The following is a 20,462-nucleotide window of genomic DNA, read 5'->3' on the forward strand; positions in this document are numbered from 1 at the left end:
TTATTCTTCCCCGCTCAATTCTTTCAGTCTTTTCTGAACGCGGCCACAATGCGCTCCGCCAAGGCCGTGCCGATCCCCTTGACCTGGGTCAGCTCATCAGCGCTGGCCCTTTTGATCTTCGTAACAGACCCGAAGTGGTCAAGCAGCGCCTGCCTCTTGGCCGCGCCGAGGCCTTCGACCGTATCGAGTGCGGAAGCTGTGATTCTGCGTTTGCTGCGCTGGAAGGTGATGGCAAAGCGGTGGGCTTCGTCACGCACGCGCTGCAACATGAACAGGCCCTCGGAGTTGCGCGGAAAGATGACGGGGAATTCGTCCCACGAAACCCACACCTCTTCGAGCCGCTTGGCCAGGCCGACGACGGTGATGTCGACAAGGCCCAGGTCATCGAGCGCTCGCCTGGCAGCTGACACCTGCGGCAGGGCGCCGTCGACTACGAGCAGCGACGGCCGGTAGCCGAACTTGGGATCATCGTCTTCACTGGCCAGGGACTCCAGGTACCGGCTGAATCTGCGAGACACCACGTCGTACATGGCCGAGGTGTCGTCCCTGGCCGCGTCACCGGTCACCGAGAACCTGCGGTAGTCGCGTTTGACCGGCAGCCCGTCTTCGAACACCACGAGCGAACCCACGACGTCTTCGCCGTGGAAGTGCGAATTGTCAATGCACTCGATGCGCAGCGGAGGCTCTTCCAGACCCAGGTTCTCTTGGATCTCGTTGAGCGCCTGGCTGCGGGTGGTCAGATCCGACGACCGGCGCTTCTTGTGCAGCTCCAGAGCCTGTTCGGCATTGGCGACGACAGTTGTCAGCGCGGCAGCTTTTTCACCGCGCTCGGGAACGCGGATTGTGACCTTCGCGCCCCTGGTCTGGCTGAGCCAGTCCTCTAGGGTCGCGTGGTCTTCCGGCAGGGTGTCGACGAGGATTTCCTTCGGAATCGCCTCTGCTTCAACATCGAGGTAGGCCTGGCGCAGGTAGTCGCTTGTGAGCTGAGCGGCCGAAAGGTCCTGCATCCGCTCGATGATCCATCCGCGCTGACCGCGAATCCGACCGCCGCGCACGTGGAAGACCTGGACGGATGCCTCGAGCTCTTCGACTGTCAGTCCGAAGATGTCTGTGTCGACGTTCTGCGAGAGGATGACTGAGGACTTGTCGACGATCTTTTCGAGAGCTTCAATTTCGTCGCGCAGCTTCGCGGCCCTCTCGAAATCGAGTTCACCGGCGGCTTCTTTCATTGCCCGCCTGCGCGTGGAGATGATCTTCCCCGTGCTGCCCGACATGAATTCGGTGACGCCCTCAACGAGCTCCCGGTGCGCCTCCGGGGTGATCCGATCAACACACGGGGCAGAGCACTTGTCGATGTAGCCCAGCAGACAGGGCCTGCCCGAACGCGCGGCGCGGTCGAACACCGTCTTTGCGCACGTGCGCACGGGAAAGGCCTTCAACAGCAGGTCGAGAGATTCGCGGATGGCCCACACTGCGGTGAACGGACCGAAGTACTTCACGCCCTTGCGCCGTTTGCCCCGCGTGACGAAGACCCGCGGATAGCGGTCTTTCACCGTGACCGCCAGGTAGGGGTAGGACTTGTCGTCGCGGAACATGACGTTGAACCGCGGCTTGAATTCGTTGATCCACGTCCATTCAAGCCGCAGCGCCTCAACTTCGCTTTCCACGATCGTCCATTCGACGGACATCGCCGTATGGACCATCGTGAATGTCCGCGGGTGCAGGCCCGCCGGGTTGGCGAAATAGGAATTCAGCCGATTGCGCAGGTTCTTCGCCTTGCCGACGTAGATGATCCGCCGCTCATCATCGCGAAATCGGTAGACCCCGGGAAGAGTGGGGATCTCCCCCGGCTTAGGCCGATACTGACTGGGGTCAGCCAATGCGGCTCGCAATCTCGGGCATGGCTGCCAGATAGCGTCCGGTGTGGCTTGCCTCAACCTGAGCCACTTCTTCAGGCGTGCCGGCAGCCACAACCGTGCCTCCGCCTCGACCGCCTTCGGGCCCCATGTCGATGATGTAGTCACTGGCGGCAATCACGTCGAGGTTGTGCTCGATGACGATGACGGTGTTGCCCTTGTCGACGAGCCCCTGAAGCACCAGCAGCAGTTTCCGGATGTCCTCGAAGTGCAGGCCCGTGGTCGGTTCGTCAAGAACGTAGACGGCCCGGCCGCGCGTGCGCTTCTGCAGTTCTGCGGCGAGCTTCACGCGCTGGGCTTCGCCACCGGACAGCGTGGTTGCCGGCTGGCCCAAGCGCACATAGCCCAGGCCCACCTTGACGAGCGTGTTGAGGTGACGGGCAATTGCGGGAACCGCCTCAAAGAACTCGGCGGCCTCTTCGATCGGCATGTCGAGCACTTCGGCAATCGACTTGCCCTTGAACTTCACTTCGAGCGTTTCGCGGTTGTAGCGCGCTCCCCCGCACACTTCGCAGGGCACGTAGACGTCCGGCAGGAAGTTCATTTCGATTTTGATGGTGCCGTCACCCGAGCAGTTCTCGCAGCGGCCGCCCTTGACGTTGAACGAGAAGCGGCCCGGCTGGTAGCCGCGCATGCGCGCTGTTTCGGTTTCGGCGAACAGGCGCCGCACGTGGTCGAAAACACCCGTGTAGGTGGCCGGGTTCGACCGTGGCGTGCGTCCGATGGGCGACTGGTCGACATGGATGACCTTGTCGAGCTCTTCAACGCCCGTCACCCGCTTGTGCAGACCCGGGACCCGCTTGGCGTTGTTGAGCTTGTTGGCCAGTTCGCTGTACAGGATGTCGTTGACCAGCGTCGATTTCCCAGACCCGGACACGCCGGTTACAGATGTCAGCACCGACAGCGGGAACTTCACCGAGATGTCTTTGAGGTTATTGGCCCTCGCCCGCTCCACGCCGAGCATTCGCTTGCGGTCGACCCGGCGGCGCTCGTCCGGGACCCCGATCTTGCGGCGCCCGGCAATGTAGTCGCCAGTTGCGGACCCTTCCGCACGGGTCAGCTCCTTGACGGGGCCGGAGTAGACGACCTGACCGCCGTGTTCGCCAGCACCGGGACCGATGTCGACAATCCAGTCGGCCGCATCAATCGTCTCTTCGTCATGTTCGACGACGATCAGGGTGTTGCCCAGGTCGCGCAGCTTCATGAGTGTGTCGATCAGCCGCCTGTTGTCCCGCTGGTGCAGGCCGATTGACGGTTCGTCGAGCACGTACAGCACGCCTACGAGTCCCGAGCCGATCTGGGTGGCCAGGCGGATGCGCTGTGCTTCGCCGCCGGAGAGCGTGCCGGCGGCGCGGTCGAGTGACAGGTATTCCAGGCCGACGTCCAGCAGGAACTGCAGGCGGGCGCGAATTTCCTTCATCACCTGGTCGGCGATCTGCGCATCGCGCGCGCTCAGTTCGAGGCCGCCGAGGAATTCTGCTGCCTGATCAATCGCCATCCGGCTGACATCCGCTATCGAGGTGTCGGCCACCGTGACGGCGAGTGCTTCCGGCTTGAGCCTGGTTCCATCGCAGGAGGCGCACGGGACTTCCCGCATGTACGCTTCGTAGCGGTCACGGGCGGTATCGGATTCGGTCTCGCCGTGTTTGCGCAGGATGTAGTTGAACACACCCTCAAAGCCCGTTGAGTAGGTGCGCTCGCGTCCGAAGCGGTTGCGGTACTTAACGTGGACCTTGTAGTCCTTGCCCTGGAGAATCGCCTTGCGGGCTTTCTTCGGCAGATCCTTCCACGGGGTTTTCAGGTCGAAGCCGATTTCATCGCCCAGTCCCTTAAGCAGGCGGTTGAAGTACTTCATGGTCGACTTGCCGTGCGACCACGCGGCGATTGCGCCCTCGCCGAGTGTCATTTCGTCATCGGGGACCACGAGGTGTTCGTCGACCTGCAGGCGCACCCCGATTCCATCGCACGCGGGGCAGGCGCCGAACGGCGAATTGAATGAGAATGTGCGCGGTTCGATCGTGTCGGTGGTCAGCGGGTGGTCATTGGGGCAGGACATGTGTTCGGAGAACGTTCGCATCTCGTCTGAATCGACCAGCAGAACGTCGAGGCGTCCGTCCGCCGTGCGCAGGGCGGTTTCCACCGAATCCGTCAGGCGCTGCCGGATGCCGTCTTTTGCGATGAGACGGTCGACGACAACCGAGATGTCGTGCTTGTACTGCTTCTTCAAGGTCGGCGGTTCGCTCAGGCTGATCTGTTCGCCGTCAACCCATGCACGTGAGAAGCCCTGGCTCTGCAGCTGTTGGAACAGATCGGCGAACTCGCCTTTGCGCTGCCGGACTACCGGCGCCATGACGATGAACTTGGTGCGCTCCGGCAGACCGAGCAGCTGGTCGACGATCTGCTGGGGGGTTTGGCTGGAGATCTCCTCGCCGCACTGGGGGCAGTGGGGAATTCCGATTCGCGCCCACAGCAGGCGCATGAAGTCATAGACTTCGGTGATGGTGCCGACAGTCGAACGAGGGTTTCGCGAAGTGGACTTCTGATCGATCGACACCGCCGGCGACAGGCCCTCGATCATGTCGACGTCGGGTTTGTCCATCTGCCCTAAGAACATCCGCGCGTAGGAGGACAGGGATTCGACATAGCGGCGCTGGCCCTCGGCGAAGATCGTGTCGAACGCAAGTGACGATTTGCCGGAGCCGGACAGGCCGGAGAAGACGACGAGGCTGTCCCGCGGCACCTCGACATCGACGTTCTTGAGGTTGTGCGCCCGTGCGCCCTGCACGATGATCGTGTCGAGGTGAGACACTCCCCCGCCCGCGGGCCGATGAATCTGAGATTCGTATGTGGTCATGTGTCAGCTCTCCATTTCCGAACGCGGGGCGACGTCGATGATCGTCACCGCGGGTTCTCCAAGATCGTCCGAGGCGTCGAGGTCGACCCGGGCGCGGATGGCCCAGTCTTTGTCGCCTTCCGGATCGTCGAGTATCTGGTCGACCAGCCAGGTTCTGCCGTCGCGGCGGATGTGAATGAAATCAGCCGAACGCGCGTCGGCTCCCACCCCGAGCTCACCGTATTCGTCGTAGAACGCCTCGACGGCGTCCTCCCAGCGCCGGTGGTCCCAACCGTCGTCCCCGTCGAGCTCTCCCAGCGCCCGGTAGGCGGCGCGTTCAGCCAGCAGCACCCGGTGGAACAGTGCGTTGCGAACCAGGACTGTGAAAGCGCGCTCGTCGTCTGTGAGCTTACGCGTCGCGTGTTCCAACGGCAGTGTGTCGGTTTCCTCCGCACCGGCCCTGCGAAGCGCTTCCCATTCCTGCACGAGAGAAGAATCGACGCGCAGAACAAGATCGCCCAGCCAGTCGATGACGTCCTTCAGCGGCTCTGTCACGAGGTCTTCCGGCACGGTCTGCACCAGTGCGCGATAGACATCAGTCAGATAGCGAAGCAGTCCGCCCTCCACGCGTGCGAGCTTGTAGTACATGACGAACTGCGAAAAGTTCATGGCCTGGCTGATCATGTCGGCCACAACCGCTTTGGGCTCAATCCCGATTTCGCGCAGCCAGGGCGTGTGCTGCGTGAACGCCTCGAAGGCTTCGTCCAGAACTTCGCCGTTGGGGCGGGGCAGCTCCATTTCGTCGATGATCGCCATGCGCTCGTCATAGGGCACGCCCTCAGATTTGAGCGCTTGGATCTCTTCGCCCTTCAGCCGGTCCAGCTGTCCGCGAAGAACGTGGTACGGGACCTCCGTTGTCGCTTCGATGACGCTGAGCACATTGTCCGCCCAGTCGTCTGCTTCGGGATCGAAAAGCTCCAAGGCCGCCAGGGCGAACGGCGAAAGCGGCTGGTTGAGAGCGAACTGCGGGCCGAAGTCCTCGGCGAGCTCAAAGCGGACCTGACCGCTGTGTTCTGTGCGCACGAGAACTTCCGCGTTCAGCAGCGCACGGCCGATCCGCAGTGCGCGCAGCTGCATATCGAGCTTGCGGGCGGGTGTTTCATGGGTCGAGGCGATGAAGTCGCGCACGGTCTTGACGACGTCTCCCCCGCGTGCGGCAAGGTTGATGACGGTCGAATGCGCAATCTTCATGCGGGAGCGAAGCTCTTCGACCTCGCTGTCGCGCAGGTTCTCAAAAGTCTCCTGCGACCAGCCGACGAAGCCCGCCGGCGGCTGTTTCTTGGCCGGTTTTCGCTTCTTGCCGCTGTTGGCAGCCTTATCAGCTGCCTTCTTGTTCTCGATTTCGTGTTCGGGCGCCTGCGCGACCACATAGCCGACCGTGTCGAACCCGGCCCGACCCGCACGTCCGGCAATCTGCTGGAATTCACGAACCGAGAGCCTGCGCATCTTCGAACCGTCGAATTTCGTCAGAGCGGTCAGCAGCACAGTTCGGATTGGCACGTTGATGCCGATGCCGAGCGTGTCCGTGCCGGATACGACCTTGAGCAGACCCCGGCCCGCCAAGTGCTCGACAAGCCTGCGGTACTTGGGCAGCATGCCGGCGTGGTGAACGCCGATGCCGTGCAGCAGCAAGCGTTTGAGGGTTGTTCCGAACCCCTTCTGAAAGCCGAAGCCGCGGATCTCATCGGCGATCGCCTCGCGTTCTTCCCGGGTGGCAAGGTTCGCGCTGACAATCGACCCGGCGAGTTCCGCGGCCTGCCGCTGGGAGAACGAGACAACGTAGACGGGCGCCTGGTCGTGGCGAACGAGCGCGTGGAGTGTTTCGTGCAGCGGCTCTTCTGAGTAGCTGAACTCCAGCGGCACCGGCCGCTGCGCACCCGTGACATAGGAGGTCGATCTGCCGGTGAGCTGTTCCATGCCTTCGGCTATCGCTGTCGTGTCGCCGAGCGTGGCGGACATGAGAACGAACTGCGACTGCGGCAGCGTCAGCAGCGGCACCTGCCACGCCCAACCGCGCTGAGGGTCGCCGAAATAGTGGAATTCGTCCATGATGACAATTCCCACGTCCAGCAGCGGACCTTCGCGCAGCGCCTGGTTGGCAAGAATCTCCGCTGTAGCGCAGATGACGGGAGCGTCCGCGTTGACTGAACTGTCGCCGGTGACCATGCCGACGTTGTCAGCGCCCAAGCGCTCGCTTAGGTCGAAAAACTTTTCTGAGACGAGCGCCTTGATCGGCGCGGTGTAGTAGACCCTCACCCCGGTGCTCACACCCCAGTAGGCGGCGGCGAGGGCGACCATCGACTTACCCGAGCCAGTGGGAGTTGCAACGATCGTGTTGTCGCCTGCGAGAACTGCGAGTATCGCTTCCTGCTGCGCGTCGTACAGGTCCAGACCCAAACCGCTTACATAGTCTTCGAATGCTTCGTACACGGTGTCGGCAGAGGCGAATTCCTCCGGTATCTGCTCAAGTGCACTCACGAAGCGATTACCCATTCCTCAACTAGACTGACTGGGACTACCCATTATTCCCCATGAGAGGAACGCCATGGCTTTCTATGCGGTCACCTATCGCTACAGCGACGACGAGCAGACGCGGATGGAGGTCCGTCCCACGCATCGGGAGTGGCTGGCCAAACTGGCTGACGCCGGAATGCTCATGGCTTCAGGCCCTCTTGTCAACACTCAACAGCCGGGAGCCCTCCTGATATTCCAGGCTGAAGAGAAAGCCAACGTCGAAGACCTCTTGACGAATGACCCCTTTGCCGAGGCTCGGGTGATCATCGAAACCACCATCGACGAATGGGATGTCGTCATCGGCGGCTTCGGTCAGGCACGCTGATCTGATCTTCACTGACAAGGGCGGACGCCGGTGCGTCCGCCCTTTCTGTGTGCCCGACTGGCATCACCCGCCGAGGTGCTCGCTGCGGAAGTGCCGGTAGTCGCGTTTGCGCTTGAGAAGGCTGGCGATGACAGCCACCGTCATGGAAACCACGATCACACCGAGCGAAACCGCCAGCGGGATCTCCGGCAGCTGGTGGGCCAAGGTTTCCCGGGCTGCCGTGTAGATGAGCTTGAAGCCGATGTAGCCGAGGATGACAGCGATGCCGTACTTGAGGTACTGCAGTTTGTCAGCCAGGTTCTCCAACAGGAAGTACAGCTGACGCAGCCCCATGAGCGCAAACAGGTTCGCAGTGAAGATGATGAACGCCGAACGAGTCACCGCCATGATCGCCGGAATCGAGTCGAGCGCGAACATGACGTCCGTGGTGCCGATGGCCAGGAACACCAGAAGCATCGGCGTGGCAAATCGCTTGCCGTCAATCTTCACGAAGATCTTGTTGTCGTGATAGTCATCCGTGAAGGGAAAGCGCTTCTTGACCATGCGGACGAGGAAGTTGTCGCCGCTGCCCTCGCCGTCGCCGTCTTTTTCCATGGCCTGCTTCCACGCAGTCCACAGCAGGAACGCGCCGAAGATGAAGAACACCCAGATGAACTTCTCGATGATCCACACGCCCGCAAGAATGAAGATGCCGCGGAACACCAGCGAAATGATGATGCCCACCATGAGCACTTCCTGCTGATACCGGGGCGGCACCTTGAAAGCGGACAGCACGATGATGAACACGAAGACGTTGTCGATTGACAGCGAATACTCCATAAGCCATCCGGCTAGGAACTCACCGCTGGCCTGCTTGTTGCCGAACAGGAAGAGCACTCCCGCGAAGATCAGGGCGAGGGCAACGTAGAAGCCGACCCACAGGCCGGCTTCGCGATTCGATGGCCGGTGGGGCCGTTTGAGGATGAGCAGCAGGTCTGCCAGGAGAAGAGCGCAGAGTACGCCGAGAACGATGAATTCGAAGGTCAGCGACAGTCCGCTGGCTGATTCGTGGTGCACGGGAGTTCTTTCTTAGGGGTCGTTGGAATCCGTGAAAGTCTTTCCTGCGCCGAAGCACCTGCTGCGTACGCTGCTGACCCGGATCCCGGTCCGACCGGACGCCGGACGGTTTCGTGTTGACGAGTCAGCACATGAGGATACTCCCCTTCACCGATCACCCAGTCTAGAGCACAGTGAGGGCCAGCCTGTCAGCTTTCGCGCTGGATCTGACGCAGATCACGTTTGAGCTCCTGCAGTTCATCGCGCAGGCGGGCTGCGAGCTCGAACTGCAGGTCGGCTGCCGCCTGGTTCATCTGCTCGGTGAGTTCGGCAATGAGCTCAGGAAGGTCGGTCGTCGGCGGACGCACGGATGTCGGCTGTCCTGTCTCCTGACCTGCCGAGCGGGCGCGCTGCTCATCAGTTTGGGCCGAGTTGTAGCCGCGTTTGCCCTTGCCGTAGTCGAAGTCGTTGAGAAGCTCGGCGGTGTCTTCGTTGTCGCGTTTGAGCCGCTCCGTGATGTCGGCGATCTTCTTGACCAGCGGCTGCGGATCGATTCCGTGTTCCCTGTTGAACGCGATCTGCTTTTCGCGTCGGCGTTGTGTTTCGTCGATGGCCCGCTGCATGGATTCGGTTCGCGTATCGGCGTACATGTGCACTTCGCCGTTGACGTTTCGGGCGGCACGGCCGATGGTCTGAATGAGCGAGGTGGTGGACCGCAGGAAGCCCTCTTTGTCGGCATCGAGAATCGACACGAGCGACACCTCGGGCAGGTCGAGACCCTCACGCAGCAGGTTGATGCCGACCAGCACGTCGAACACACCGGAGCGCAGTTCGCTCAGCAGCTCAACGCGGCGCAGAGTGTCGACGTCCGAGTGCAGGTATTCGACCCGCACATTGTGGTTCAGCAGATAGTCCGTGAGGTCTTCCGCCATCTTCTTCGTCAGCGTCGTCACGAGCACGCGTTCGTTGCGCTCCACCCGCAGATTGATTTCATCCAGCAGGTCGTCAATCTGACCGCGCGTGGGTTTGACGATGACCTTCGGGTCGACCAGGCCAGTGGGGCGAATGATCTGTTCGACAACGCCGTTGGAGCGCTCGAGTTCGTAATCACCGGGTGTAGCCGAAAGGTAGACGGTCTGGCCGATCCGATCCTGGAACTCCGAGAACCGCAGCGGCCTGTTATCCAGGGCGCTCGGCAGGCGGAAGCCGTGCTCAACGAGTGTGCGCTTGCGCGACATGTCGCCTTCGTACATACCGCCGATCTGCGGGATCGTCACGTGTGACTCGTCGACCACAAGCAGGAAGTCTTCCGGGAAGTAGTCAAGCAGACAGTTCGGAGCGGTGCCCGCCGCACGACCGTCGATGTGCCGCGAATAGTTCTCAATCCCGGACGTGAAGCCCATCGACTGCATCATTTCGAGGTCGTAGGTGGTGCGCATCTTCAGCCGCTGGGCTTCCAGCAGCTTGTTCTGCCCCTCGAGTTCAGCCAGTCGCTCCTGCAGTTCGGCCTCGATATCGGCAATTGCCCGAGCCATGCGGTCCTCACCGGCCACATAGTGCGACGCGGGGAAGATGTGGATGACCTCTTCTTCGCGAATGATTTCGCCCGTCAGCGGATGCAGAGTGTAGAGAGCTTCGATTTCGTCGCCGAAGAACTCAATTCGAATGGCGAGCTCTTCGTACTGAGGGATGATTTCGACGGTGTCGCCGCGCACGCGGAAAGTGCCGCGGGTGAACGCAACGTCGTTGCGGGTGTACTGCATTGTCACGAACTGCTTGAGCAGCGCGTCGCGGTCAACTTCTTCGCCGACCTCGAGGGAAACCATGCGCTCCACGTACTCTTCCGGTGTTCCAAGACCGTAGATGCACGACACGGTGGAGACGACGACAACATCGCGTCGGGTCAGAAGCGCATTTGTTGCCGAGTGGCGCAGGCGCTCGACTTCGTCATTGATCGACGAATCCTTTTCAATGAACGTATCCGTCTGCGGTACATAGGCTTCCGGCTGGTAGTAGTCGTAGTACGACACGAAGTACTCGACGGCGTTGTTCGGCAACAGCTGACGGAACTCATTGGCCAGCTGGGCCGCCAGCGTCTTGTTGTGCGCCATGATGAGCGTGGGCCGCTGCACCTCTTCGATCAGCCACGCTGCTGTCGCAGACTTGCCCGTGCCCGTCGCACCCATGAGGACGACGTCTTTTTCTCCCGCGCGAAGCCGCTCAGCCATTTCGGCAATGGCCGTGGGCTGGTCGCCAGACGGCTTGTATTCGCTGACGACCTCAAACGGGGCCACTGAACGGGTGACTTCCGGCCGGTGTCCGATCTTGGGAACGGGAAGAGACTTCTGAGCCATGCATCCAGGCTACTCTGCACGGCTGTGGGCCACGAGCGCTGGAGGTGCCCGAGCACATAGAGTTGGAGTGAACCCCAATCTGAGGAGGCAAAATGAGCCGCGTAACAAAAGCACAGGCCACCTGGAAGGGCCACCTGGCAGACGGCGAAGGATCCGCTTCGCTGGAAAGTGCCGGAATCGGCCCGTTCACCGTCAACTGGACAAACCGCGCCGAAACCGAAGTCGACAAGGTGACAAGCCCCGAAGAGCTCATCGGAGCTGGTCTTGCGTCGTGCTTTTCGATGGCGCTTGCCAACATCGTCGCTGAAGAGGGCGCCACTCCCGAGCAGATCACCACGGGGGCCGACGTCACCTTCGACCCAGTCAAGGGCATCAAGGAGATCCACCTCGTCACTGTCGGCCGCGCAGGGGGCATAGAGCAGAAGACGTTCCAGACACTCGCTGAGCGGGCCAAGAAGACCTGCCCGGCGGCAAAAGCGCTGTCGGGTGTGAAGATCACGCTCAGCGCCACTATGGCCTAAAAGATCAGAGAGCCACGAGAACAGCGCCGTCATCGACGGCGCTGTTCTGTGCTCCTGGACGGCTCGCGCCCACTGCTTCCCGGAACTCACGAGGTAGTCAGCAGCAGAACGCTGTCACCGGCCGGGCTGGGAGCCCCTGGCTTTGCGCGCGGCTGGCTGGATCACGCTTTGGAAGGCCTCTTCGAATTGCTCTTCGAATTCCTCGGGGGTGCCGGAATTGTCGAGAACGACATCTGCGATTGACTTGCGCTGATCGTCTGAGGCCTGGCGGAGAATCCGCTGGCGAGCATCAGCTTCGTCCATTCCGCGCAGCTGCACCAGCCGCTGTAAGCGCACTTCGGCGGGAACGTCGACGACGACGACAAGGTCATAGTCGTCTTCCATGCTGTTCTCAGCCAGCAGAGGAACATCGTGGACGACGGTCCCGGTTCCGGCCTGCTCGGCAAACAGCTCAGCGGTGCGCTGTGCAATAGCCGGGTGCATGATGTCGTTGAGGGCCCGTGTGGATTCGGCGTCGACAAATGCGATTCGAGCAAGTTCAGCGCGGTCCAGTTCGCCGTCCTTGACAACTGACTCTCCGAAGCGCTCACGCAGTGCCCGCAGGGCGGGCTGTCCGGGTTCGACGACTTCGCGTGCAACGACGTCCGAGTCGATGACGGGTACGCCCCGCGCTCTGAACAGCGCTGCCGCAGTTGACTTTCCGGCTCCGATACCGCCGGTCAGACCTATTTTCAGCATCCTTGCTCCTTGTTCAGCTTGATCATCCACACCCCGCCTGTATGTTGAGGCGTCACACCGGCGGCTTCGCCGACGGCCTGTGCGATGTCCGGGGCTGACTGCGGCAGGTAGAAGCCGTCGTCGGCAATGAGGATGTAGTCAACTCCCCCGCCGCACAGCTCTCTGACTCCGTCTTGCAGTTCTGCAGCACTCGGCACAGGACCGCCGCGCTTTTCTTCTAGGAGGATATCCAGCGAATCGGCGGGCGCGGCATAGGTTACGGGTGCGTCGTCGCGCCCGCCGATGAAGTAGCCCCCGGCCTCGCGGTAGTGCATACCGGACACGGCCTGCCAGACCATCGCCTCGTCTGCCCGAGGATAGGCCCAGGCCCGCGGTCTGGGAAGTGTTTTGACCAGCGATCCTGCTGGGATCGTGTCGTGAATCGACTGGGTGTAGAACGCGGGGATGTGGAGGTCACGCGCGGGAACTGGGGCCGCGGTTGTCAATACGAGGACACCGGCCAGTCCAGCGCCGGTCAGAGCGCGAACCGGCAGAGCACGCGCACGTTCCATCAGCAGCGCCGACAGAACAGAACAGGCGAGCACAACATGGATCATCAACCGCATCGGAAGAATATTTCCAAGCACGGGTGTAAGCTCCACCAGCCGGAACGGCCCTAGGGGCAGCACCTGCTCGCCGCCTAAGAGCACCGGTGAGCCCAAGGACAGAACCCACACGCCAGCCCCGGTCAGGGCAGCGGTGCGGGCCGCTGGGCTTCGCTTCCACAGCACGATGACGGCGATAAGACACAGTACAAGCCACAGTGCGCTCAGGTAGCCGCCAAGTTCCGAGGGGTCAATCGGCTCGATCCGCGGCAGCTTCGCTCCCCCGCCGATTCGGGTGTAGTGGCCCGGGGTGACCGCATCGAGAACATCGGTGTTCCACACCCCGTGCGGTCGGATGGCTTCCCGCGGAGCGTTCGGTCTGAACCACATGGTGAACAGCAGAGGCGCAGCTATGACAAGCCCAATGACCGCAGCGATTGCACCTCGGCGAAGAACAGCAGGCGCAGAGGCCCGAACGTGAGACCACGCCGACATGCTTGCTGAAGCCGCGAAGACGAGGACTGCGAGGAAGGTGCCCGCCAACAGCTCAGTTGAAATATAGAACTGCCAGCCCAGGACAATGCCGAAGGGCACCGTCCAACGGCGGTCGCGTGCAATGAGCAGCATCAGCAGCACCACCAACGGCGGGAAGGCCGCGCTGGCCAGATTCAGGTGGCCCGAAGACTGGGCGATGGTGTAGGTGGAGAAACCGTACAGGGCGCCGGCGAAGAATGCGGGCAGATGAGCGGTGAAGCGTCGGCAGAGAAGCGCTGCCGCAAGGGCTGACACCACCGGGGCGCACACGATGGCGAGGTTGTAGCTGACGATCGGACCAAACGCCCAGGTGATCGGCACGAGCGGCAGGCCTATGCCGACAAGCGAGGTGTTCCACGCTCCGTTGACACCGTCTGGGGCGTTCATTGCGGTGGTGTACAGCAGAGAACTGTCAAAGGTGGGTCTGCCCAGCCATCCGCCGACAACATCGGCCGTGTGGGCTATCCACCAGATGAAGAGGGACGAATCGTCGTTGTCAGCAAAGACTCTTGAGCCGAAGCCGCCGAAGAGCTCCGCGTAGACGACCGCGGACAAGCAGGCCAGGACGGCAGTGTAGATCAGCCAGGGAGCGAGCTTTCTGATGTGGAAAGCAGAAGCCGCGGCCCCTCCCCGTGGGAGTGGCCGCGGCTTCATCTCAGAGGAGATCAGCTGCCTGCGAGCTTCTCGCGCAGAGCGGCGAGAGCTTCGTCCGAAGCGAGGGTGCCTTCGTCATCAGCCGATTCTTCCGTGCTGAACGAAGCGCCCGCACCGGCGGCGTCGTCGCCGGCCTGAGCGGCGGCTTCGGCGTCGGCGGCGATTGCGCGCGCAACCTGCTTCTTGTGCTCTTCCCAGCGCTCCTGGGCTGCAGCATACTGCTGCTCCCATTCTTCGCGCTGTGCTTCGTAGCCTTCCATCCATTCCTGGGTTTCGGGGTCGAAGCCTTCGGGGTACTTGTAGTTGCCGTCTTCGTCGTACTCCTGGAGCATGCCGTACAGAGCCGGGTCGAGGAATTCCTCCGCGTCCGGGTCGACACCTTCGTTGGCCTGCTTGAGCGACAGCGAGATGCGGCGGCGGTCCAGGTCGATGTCAATGACCTTGACGTAGATGGTTTCGTCAACCGACACGACCTGCTCGGGCAGGTCGATGTGCCGAACGGCGAGCTCGGAGATGTGAACGAGACCTTCGATGCCGTCTTCGACGCGAACGAACGCACCGAACGGAACGAGCTTGGTGACCTTGCCGGGCACGATCTGGCCGATGACGTGAGTCCGAGCAAAGTGCTGCCACGGGTCTTCCTGGGTGGCCTTGAGCGACAGTGAAACGCGTTCGCGGTCCATGTCGACATCAAGAACCTCCACCGTGACCTCGTCGCCGACTGCGACGACCTCGGAGGGGTGGTCGATGTGCTTCCAGGACAGTTCGGACACGTGGACGAGTCCGTCGACTCCGCCCAGGTCCACGAATGCACCGAAGTTGACGATCGACGACACGACACCGGGGCGCACCTGGCCCTTCTGCAGGGTCTGCAGGAAGTCGTGGCGGACGGCCGACTGGGTTTCTTCCAGCCATGCGCGGCGCGACAGAACGACGTTGTTGCGGTTCTTGTCGAGCTCGATGATCTTGGCTTCGACTTCCTGGCCGATGTACGGCGTGAGGTCGCGCACGCGGCGCATTTCCACAAGCGAAGCAGGCAGGAAGCCGCGCAGTCCGATGTCGACGATGAGGCCGCCCTTGACGACTTCGATGACCGAACCGGTGACGACGCCGTCGTCTTCCTTGATCTTTTCGATGTCGCCCCAAGCGCGCTCGTACTGTGCGCGCTTCTTCGAGAGCATCAGGCGTCCGTCTTTGTCTTCCTTCGTCAGCACGAGTGCTTCGATCGGATCCCCGACTTCGACAACCTCAGAGGGGTCGACGTCGTGCTTGATCGACAGTTCGCGCGAAAGGATGACGCCTTCCGTCTTGTATCCGATGTCGACCAGGACTTCGTCGCGGTCAACCTTGACGACTGTGCCTTCAACGATGTCGCCGTCGTTGAAGTACTTGATGGTTTCGTCGACTGCCGCGAGGAAATCTTCCGCAGATCCGATGTCGTCGACAGCGACCTGCTTGGTGTTCGCCGCGTCCGGCGTGGTAGTGGTCATAAAGTTAGGGACTCCGATTTGGATTATCCGGTCCGGGCGGGCTGCTCGGTCCGGAGCTCGTGTTGATATGGACAGATTATTGTGTGTACGCGGGCGAGCAGAGCGGCGCAAGCATTACACAATGATCAAGCGTAACATCCATTGAGTCGCTTTAGAATAGACAGCCCGCTGCTTAATGAGGATGGAAGTGTATGAGCACGTCTGACGGCTACCCCAGCATCATCTCCGGCGGATACTTTCCGATCGACGAGGAGGCCTCTGTTCGGGCCAATCGCACCTACTGGGACAACTCCGCGGAGGACTACCTGGCCGAGCACGGCTCTTTTCTCGGCGCCAAAGAATTCATCTGGTGTCCAGAAGGGGTTAACGAAGACGACGTCAACCTGCTCGGCGATGTTGCGCGCAGACAGGTGCTCGAGATCGGCTGCGGGGCCGGGCAGTGTTCGCGCTGGGTTGCAGAACAGGGCGGAATCGTCACCGGATGCGATGTATCGTCCGGCATGCTCGAACAGGCCGCCCGACTCTCCAGGGAAAACCCGCTGAGCGACTCCGCCACCCCGCCGACGTTCCTGCTGGCAGATGCCCGCCAGCTGCCGTTCCCCTCGGGCTCATTTGACATTGCCTTTTCGTCCTACGGTGCCCTCCCCTTTGTCAAAGACGCCGAAAAGGTGCTTGCTGAAACCGCGCGCGTTCTGCGCCCCGGTGGTCGGTGGGTATTCTCCGTCACCCATCCGCTGCGTTGGATATTCCCTGATCTGCCCGGCGAAGACGGCCTGTGCGTCGAATACTCCTATTTCGACCGCACCCCCTATGTCGAACTCGACGAACAGGGAAATCCGGTCTACGCAGAACACCACCGCACTCTGGGCGACTGGATCTCACTGATCCACGGAGCCGGCTTCACACTGGAAAAGCTCGCCGAACCCGAATGGCCCGAAGACAACGAAACCTCGTGGGGCGGATGGTCCCCCCTGCGCGGCAAGCTCATGCCCGGCACCGCGATCTTCTCCACCCGCTTGGCACAGTGACTCAGTACGGCTGTGGCCCCACTTTTCGGGTGGGACCACAGCCGTATGAGCGCCGCGTCAGTGAGCCGCGGACTGCCAGTCCGGCCCACGGCCCACATTGACGTCAAGGGGAACGCTGAGCTCAGCGGCATCGCGCATCGTATCGACCACAATCTTCTCGACGCTGTCGAACTCTCCGGCGGCGCACTCGACAATCACTTCATCGTGCACCTGCAGGAGAATGCGCGAGGCGAGATCCGCCTCGGCAAGGGCGTCGGCAATGCGGAACATTGCGATCTTCATAATGTCCGCCGCAGTTCCCTGGATAGGACTGTTGAGAGCCGCCCGCTCGGCCATTTCGCGCTGTGGGCGGCTGGAGGACTGCAGTGCCGGCAGATAGCGACGGCGACCGTACATTGTCTGGGTGTAGCCCCTCTGGCGAGCTTCTTCGACCGAACCGTCAAGGTACTTCTTCACCGCACCGAAACGCGAGAAGTACTCGGCCATGAGATCCGACGCTTCGGTCGGGCTGATGCCCAGCTGATTCGACAGCCCGTAGGCCGACAAACCGTAGACCAGCCCGTAGGACATGGCCTTGACCTTTTCGCGCTGCTGCCGACTGACATCCTCAACCGGGATCTGAAAAACCTGGCCGGCCACGAAGGAGTGCAGGTCCTCACCGGCGCGGAATGCCTCGATGAGCGCTTCGTCACCGGACAGGTGAGCCATGATCCGCATTTCGATCTGCGAATAGTCAGCGCTCATAAGGTCCGTAAAGCCCGCATCGGCATCGGCCGTGAATACACCGCGGATTCTCCGGCCCGAATCGGTGCGGACCGGTATGTTCTGCAGATTGGGGTCTTTTGAGCTCAATCTGCCGGTTGCGGTCATCGTCTGCAGGTAGGTGGTGTGAATCCGTCCGTCGTCGGCGATCTCCTTCTTCAGACCCACAACCGTCTGCTTGAGCTTGATGCGTTCGCGGTGAGCCAACAGGTGCTCCAAGAATGGGTGCTGGGTTCTGCGAAACAGGTCGTGCAGAGCATCGGCGTTGGTGGTGTAGCCGGTCTTCGTCTTCTTGGTCTTCGGCATGTCGAGTTCGTCGAAGAGCACGGTCTGCAGCTGTTTGGGCGAACCCAGGTTCACGGTGTGGCCGATGGCGCTGTAGGCGTCTTCGGCGCTCTGGTCGGCTTCGCGTCCGAACTCGTCGATGAGGTTCTGCAGCTGCGTGGAGTCGATGTTGATGCCGATTCGCTCCATCGCCGCCAGGACCGCCTGCGCGGGTATCTCGATGTCGTCGAGAACTGCAAGCTGGCTGTACTCGTCGAGCTGCTCCCGCAGAATCGGGGCCAGCCGGGCTGCGAGAAAAGCCTTTCTGGCCGCTGCTTCATCATTCGTGTTCTCCAGCAGAGTGCCGGCGTTTTCGTCCGGCTCAGCCGCAGCGATGCCAGCACGGCTCTGGGCAAGTTCTTCGAGGTCATAGCCGCGCGCGTCCGGTGTCAGCAGGTAGGCGGCAAGCTCCGTGTCCGTCCACACGCTCACCCGAAGACCGTTGTCGGCTAAAGCTTTGATCTGCGGTTTGGCGTCGTGCATTGCAATCTGCGGATGCTCAGTCAGAAGGCCCGACAGCTGCTGTTGGGCGTCCGGGCTGAGAGTGCTCAGGTCAATAAGCCACGCGCTGTCACCTGCGGCAAAGCCCAGGCGGTCGGGCGTGTCGAGATCGACGTCCACACCCAGGACACTGCCGGAAGCGGCTTCCGCTACAGCGCGGATGCTGTCGGTCTTCTGCGGAGCGGGGGCTTCGCTCCCGGTGGGCGCAGGGATTTCCCCGCCGCCGAGGAATGGCCCGATTTCTGCTGCCAGCTGACGGAATTCGAGCGCGTCGAACAGCTCGGTGATCTCTTCGGCGCTGCCGCGGCCCAGAGCTGCATCAGCAAGATCCAGCGGGATGTCAAGGTCGTCGATGAGCCTGTTGAGGCGGTAGTTGCGTTCGACATCCGCAATGTGATCGCGCAGGCTCTGCCCGACCTTGCCGCCGACGTCCTCGGCGTTGTCGATGATCGAGGGAAGGTCACCGTACTTGGTCAGCCATTTTGCGGCCGTCTTCTCGCCCACCCCGGGCACGCCGGGCAGATTGTCCGCCTTTTCGCCCACGAGCGCGGCAAGGCCCCGGTAGTTCGCCGGAGTGACACCGTACTTGTCTTCCACTGCCTGCGGCGTCATGTGCTGCAGATCGGTGAAACCCCGTTTGGGGTACATGATTGTGATGTTGTCATCAGCCAACTGGAAGGAGTCTTTGTCACCCGATGCGATGAGGGTGTCATAGCCCTCCCCCGCACCCCGGCGCGCCAGCGAGGCCAGGAGGTCATCCGCCTCGTACCCCTCCCGAGTGATGACCGGGACGCCGAAGGCGGTGAGCATGTCCTTGATGAGGTCCACCTGACCGTGAAAGTCCTCCGGAGTCTTTGCCCGACCGGCTTTGTACTCCGGGTACTCTTCGAGCCGAAAGGTCTGCCGACCCAGGTCGAACGCCACGGCCACGTGAGTGGGTTCGAGCGAATTGACGGCGGTCAGCAGCATTCTGGCAAAGCCGAAAACAGCGTTCGTGGTCTGACCGTCAGCCGTTGAGAAGTTCTCCGGCGGCAGAGCAAAGTAGGCCCGGTAGGCAAGGGAATGACCGTCAATCAGAAGAAGTCTCTTGGTGCTCACACCCCCCACACTACCGGCAAAACCACTGCGCTAACCGCCAGCTGGGATCGGCTAGAGTGACCACAGCAAGGAGGAACATGAAGCAGATCACACCACTGGCACCGGGACTGAGCGAAACCGAGTACGCGGCGATCCTCGCCGGCCATCCGCAATTCGGCGATGACACCCTCATGGCCGCAATGAACATGTCAATTGACTCACTCGGCTACGACTTCCTGAGCGGAAGCGTGCCCGTTGAGGGCAACAAGCAGCCAGCCGGGCTGTTCCACGGCGGCGCCCACGTAGCACTTGCAGAAACCCTGGCCTCCCAGCATTCCTTTCTGCGCGCGGGCACCAACGTCGTCGGCGTCGACCTCAACGCCACTCACCTGAAAGCCGCCCGCAGCGGCCGCGTCCGGGGACGTGCCGAAGTGATCCACGCCGGTCGGACCATCATCAACCACGAAGTCCGCATGACCGACGACGACGGCAGACTGCTGTCGATCGTGCGGATCACCAATCTGGTGCTCCAGCCCAAGAGCTGAGCCGAACGCGCAAAGAGCCGCTCAGTCAGTCCTTGGAGTCGAGCTGGTTGAGAACCGTTTCGGCGACCTCGCGCATTGTCAGGCGGCGGTCCATCGACGTCTTCTGGATCCAGCGGAAGGCCTCCGGTTCAGTCAGCCCCATGCTGGAGATGAGCAGCCCCTTGGCGCGTTCGACCAGCTTGCGCGTTTCAAAGCGATCGGTCATGTCCGCGATCTCGGATTCCAGCGCCTGCATTTCCTGGTAGCGCGACTGTGCGATCTCGAGGGCGGGAATCAGGTCGGCCGCTGTGAACGGCTTGACGACATAGGCCATAGCTCCGGCGTCTCGGGCGCGCTCGACGAGTTCCTTCTGTGAGAAGGCGGTGAGCAGCACGACTGGGGCAATACCTGCCCTGGCGATTTTCTCGGCTGCGGAAATGCCGTCGAGCTTCGGCATTTTGATGTCCATGACAACAAGGTCGGGACGGAGCTCTTCGGCAAGGCGCACGGCTGATTCACCGTCACCCGCTTCGCCTACGACGTCGTAGCCGACTTCCCGAAGCATTTCAACAATGTCGAGTCGAATGACGGATTCGTCTTCGGCGACGATGACTCGACGTACGGGCTGATGTTCTTGATCTGGGTTAGACACGCCTCCATCGTAGTCGCCTTGGCCTGTAAACGGTAC

General features: G+C 61.7%; 14 protein-coding genes. 4 read left to right on the plus strand and 10 right to left on the minus strand.

Going from position 1 to position 20,462, the window contains the following annotated elements:
- Window positions 1-23: 23 nt before the first annotated feature.
- The 3 genes from uvrC to GC119_RS02035 are packed head-to-tail and all read right to left on the minus strand — an operon-like array spanning window position 24 to window position 7,302.
- A complete protein-coding gene (gene uvrC / locus GC119_RS02025) occupies window positions 24-1,880 on the minus strand; it encodes an excinuclease ABC subunit UvrC (RefSeq protein ID WP_151952307.1) in 1,857 nt (618 codons plus the stop codon).
- Window positions 1,873-4,770 carry an excinuclease ABC subunit UvrA gene (uvrA, locus tag GC119_RS02030; RefSeq protein WP_070572628.1) on the minus strand — a complete coding sequence of 966 codons (2,898 nt, stop codon included), beginning with the start codon at window positions 4,768-4,770 and terminating at the stop codon, window positions 1,873-1,875. The genes uvrC and uvrA overlap by 8 nt, the downstream gene beginning before the upstream one ends.
- Window positions 4,771-4,773: 3 nt before the next feature.
- The gene (locus tag GC119_RS02035; protein WP_151952308.1) at window positions 4,774-7,302 is read right to left on the minus strand and encodes a DEAD/DEAH box helicase; all 2,529 of its coding nucleotides are present in this window, start codon (window positions 7,300-7,302) and stop codon (window positions 4,774-4,776) included.
- A 52-nt stretch (window positions 7,303-7,354) separates the two neighbouring features.
- Between GC119_RS02035 and GC119_RS02040 the strand changes: the two genes are divergently transcribed.
- Window positions 7,355-7,648, plus strand: a complete 294-nt coding sequence (locus GC119_RS02040; RefSeq protein ID WP_070572624.1) for a YciI family protein — start codon at window positions 7,355-7,357, stop codon at window positions 7,646-7,648.
- Window positions 7,649-7,711: 63 nt separating this feature from the next.
- On the opposite strand, the gene GC119_RS02045 is transcribed toward GC119_RS02040, so the two are convergent.
- Together GC119_RS02045 and uvrB are read right to left on the minus strand one after the other, a co-directional pair.
- Window positions 7,712-8,704: a TerC family protein gene (locus tag GC119_RS02045; RefSeq protein ID WP_151952309.1), complete on the minus strand. Its 993-nt coding sequence runs from the start codon at window positions 8,702-8,704 to the stop codon at window positions 7,712-7,714.
- A 188-nt stretch (window positions 8,705-8,892) separates the two neighbouring features.
- Window positions 8,893-11,037, minus strand: a complete 2,145-nt coding sequence (uvrB, locus tag GC119_RS02050; RefSeq protein ID WP_151952310.1) for an excinuclease ABC subunit UvrB — start codon at window positions 11,035-11,037, stop codon at window positions 8,893-8,895.
- Between the two features lie 92 nt (window positions 11,038-11,129).
- Here uvrB and GC119_RS02055 point away from each other — a divergent pair, with 92 nt between their 5' ends.
- Window positions 11,130-11,558, plus strand: a complete 429-nt coding sequence (locus GC119_RS02055; RefSeq protein WP_070776878.1) for an OsmC family peroxiredoxin — start codon at window positions 11,130-11,132, stop codon at window positions 11,556-11,558.
- A 114-nt stretch (window positions 11,559-11,672) separates the two neighbouring features.
- Here the strand turns inward: GC119_RS02055 and coaE are convergent, their stop codons facing one another.
- From coaE to rpsA, 3 genes are all read right to left on the minus strand, one after another.
- A complete protein-coding gene (gene coaE / locus GC119_RS02060) occupies window positions 11,673-12,296 on the minus strand; it encodes a dephospho-CoA kinase (protein WP_151952311.1) in 624 nt (207 codons plus the stop codon).
- Window positions 12,290-13,969, minus strand: coding sequence for a hypothetical protein (locus GC119_RS02065; RefSeq protein ID WP_193215590.1), 1,680 nt, complete (start codon window positions 13,967-13,969; stop codon window positions 12,290-12,292). Before GC119_RS02065 ends, coaE begins: the two co-directional genes overlap by 7 nt.
- A 110-nt stretch (window positions 13,970-14,079) precedes the next feature.
- Complete coding sequence (gene rpsA, locus GC119_RS02070; RefSeq protein ID WP_070572614.1) at window positions 14,080-15,558, minus strand: 30S ribosomal protein S1; 1,479 nt, start codon at window positions 15,556-15,558, stop codon at window positions 14,080-14,082.
- A gap of 191 nt (window positions 15,559-15,749) precedes the next feature.
- Here rpsA and GC119_RS02075 point away from each other — a divergent pair, with 191 nt between their 5' ends.
- Complete coding sequence (locus GC119_RS02075) at window positions 15,750-16,586, plus strand: class I SAM-dependent methyltransferase (RefSeq protein ID WP_151952313.1); 837 nt, start codon at window positions 15,750-15,752, stop codon at window positions 16,584-16,586.
- Between the two features lie 57 nt (window positions 16,587-16,643).
- Here the strand turns inward: GC119_RS02075 and polA are convergent, their stop codons facing one another.
- A complete protein-coding gene (gene polA, locus GC119_RS02080) occupies window positions 16,644-19,271 on the minus strand; it encodes a DNA polymerase I (RefSeq protein WP_151952314.1) in 2,628 nt (875 codons plus the stop codon).
- 77 nt (window positions 19,272-19,348) lie between these two features.
- On the opposite strand from polA, the gene GC119_RS02085 reads away from it, so the two are divergent.
- Entirely contained in the window at window positions 19,349-19,795 is a 447-nt protein-coding gene (locus GC119_RS02085) for a PaaI family thioesterase (protein ID WP_070776874.1), read from the plus strand.
- A gap of 25 nt (window positions 19,796-19,820) precedes the next feature.
- On the opposite strand, the gene GC119_RS02090 is transcribed toward GC119_RS02085, so the two are convergent.
- Window positions 19,821-20,426: an ANTAR domain-containing response regulator gene (locus GC119_RS02090; RefSeq protein WP_070776873.1), complete on the minus strand. Its 606-nt coding sequence runs from the start codon at window positions 20,424-20,426 to the stop codon at window positions 19,821-19,823.
- Between the last annotated feature and the right edge of the window lie 36 nt (window positions 20,427-20,462).

This window comes from Brevibacterium sp. Marseille-P9724, assembly GCF_902500275.1.
Classification (GTDB): domain Bacteria; phylum Actinomycetota; class Actinomycetes; order Actinomycetales; family Brevibacteriaceae; genus Brevibacterium.

What these genes read in the sequence shown, in the direction of transcription:
- uvrA (WP_070572628.1), bottom strand. Translation starts at nt 4,770, where the DNA reads ATGACCACATACGAATCTCAGATTCATCGGCCCGCGGGCGGGGGAGTG.
- rpsA (WP_070572614.1), bottom strand. Translation starts at nt 15,558, where the DNA reads ATGACCACTACCACGCCGGACGCGGCGAACACCAAGCAGGTCGCTGTC.
- GC119_RS02035 (WP_151952308.1), bottom strand. Translation starts at nt 7,302, where the DNA reads ATGGGTAATCGCTTCGTGAGTGCACTTGAGCAGATACCGGAGGAATTC.
- GC119_RS02085 (WP_070776874.1), top strand. Translation starts at nt 19,349, where the DNA reads ATGAAGCAGATCACACCACTGGCACCGGGACTGAGCGAAACCGAGTAC.
- coaE (WP_151952311.1), bottom strand. Translation starts at nt 12,296, where the DNA reads ATGCTGAAAATAGGTCTGACCGGCGGTATCGGAGCCGGAAAGTCAACT.
- GC119_RS02040 (WP_070572624.1), top strand. Translation starts at nt 7,355, where the DNA reads ATGGCTTTCTATGCGGTCACCTATCGCTACAGCGACGACGAGCAGACG.
- uvrB (WP_151952310.1), bottom strand. Translation starts at nt 11,037, where the DNA reads ATGGCTCAGAAGTCTCTTCCCGTTCCCAAGATCGGACACCGGCCGGAA.
- GC119_RS02055 (WP_070776878.1), top strand. Translation starts at nt 11,130, where the DNA reads ATGAGCCGCGTAACAAAAGCACAGGCCACCTGGAAGGGCCACCTGGCA.
- GC119_RS02075 (WP_151952313.1), top strand. Translation starts at nt 15,750, where the DNA reads ATGAGCACGTCTGACGGCTACCCCAGCATCATCTCCGGCGGATACTTT.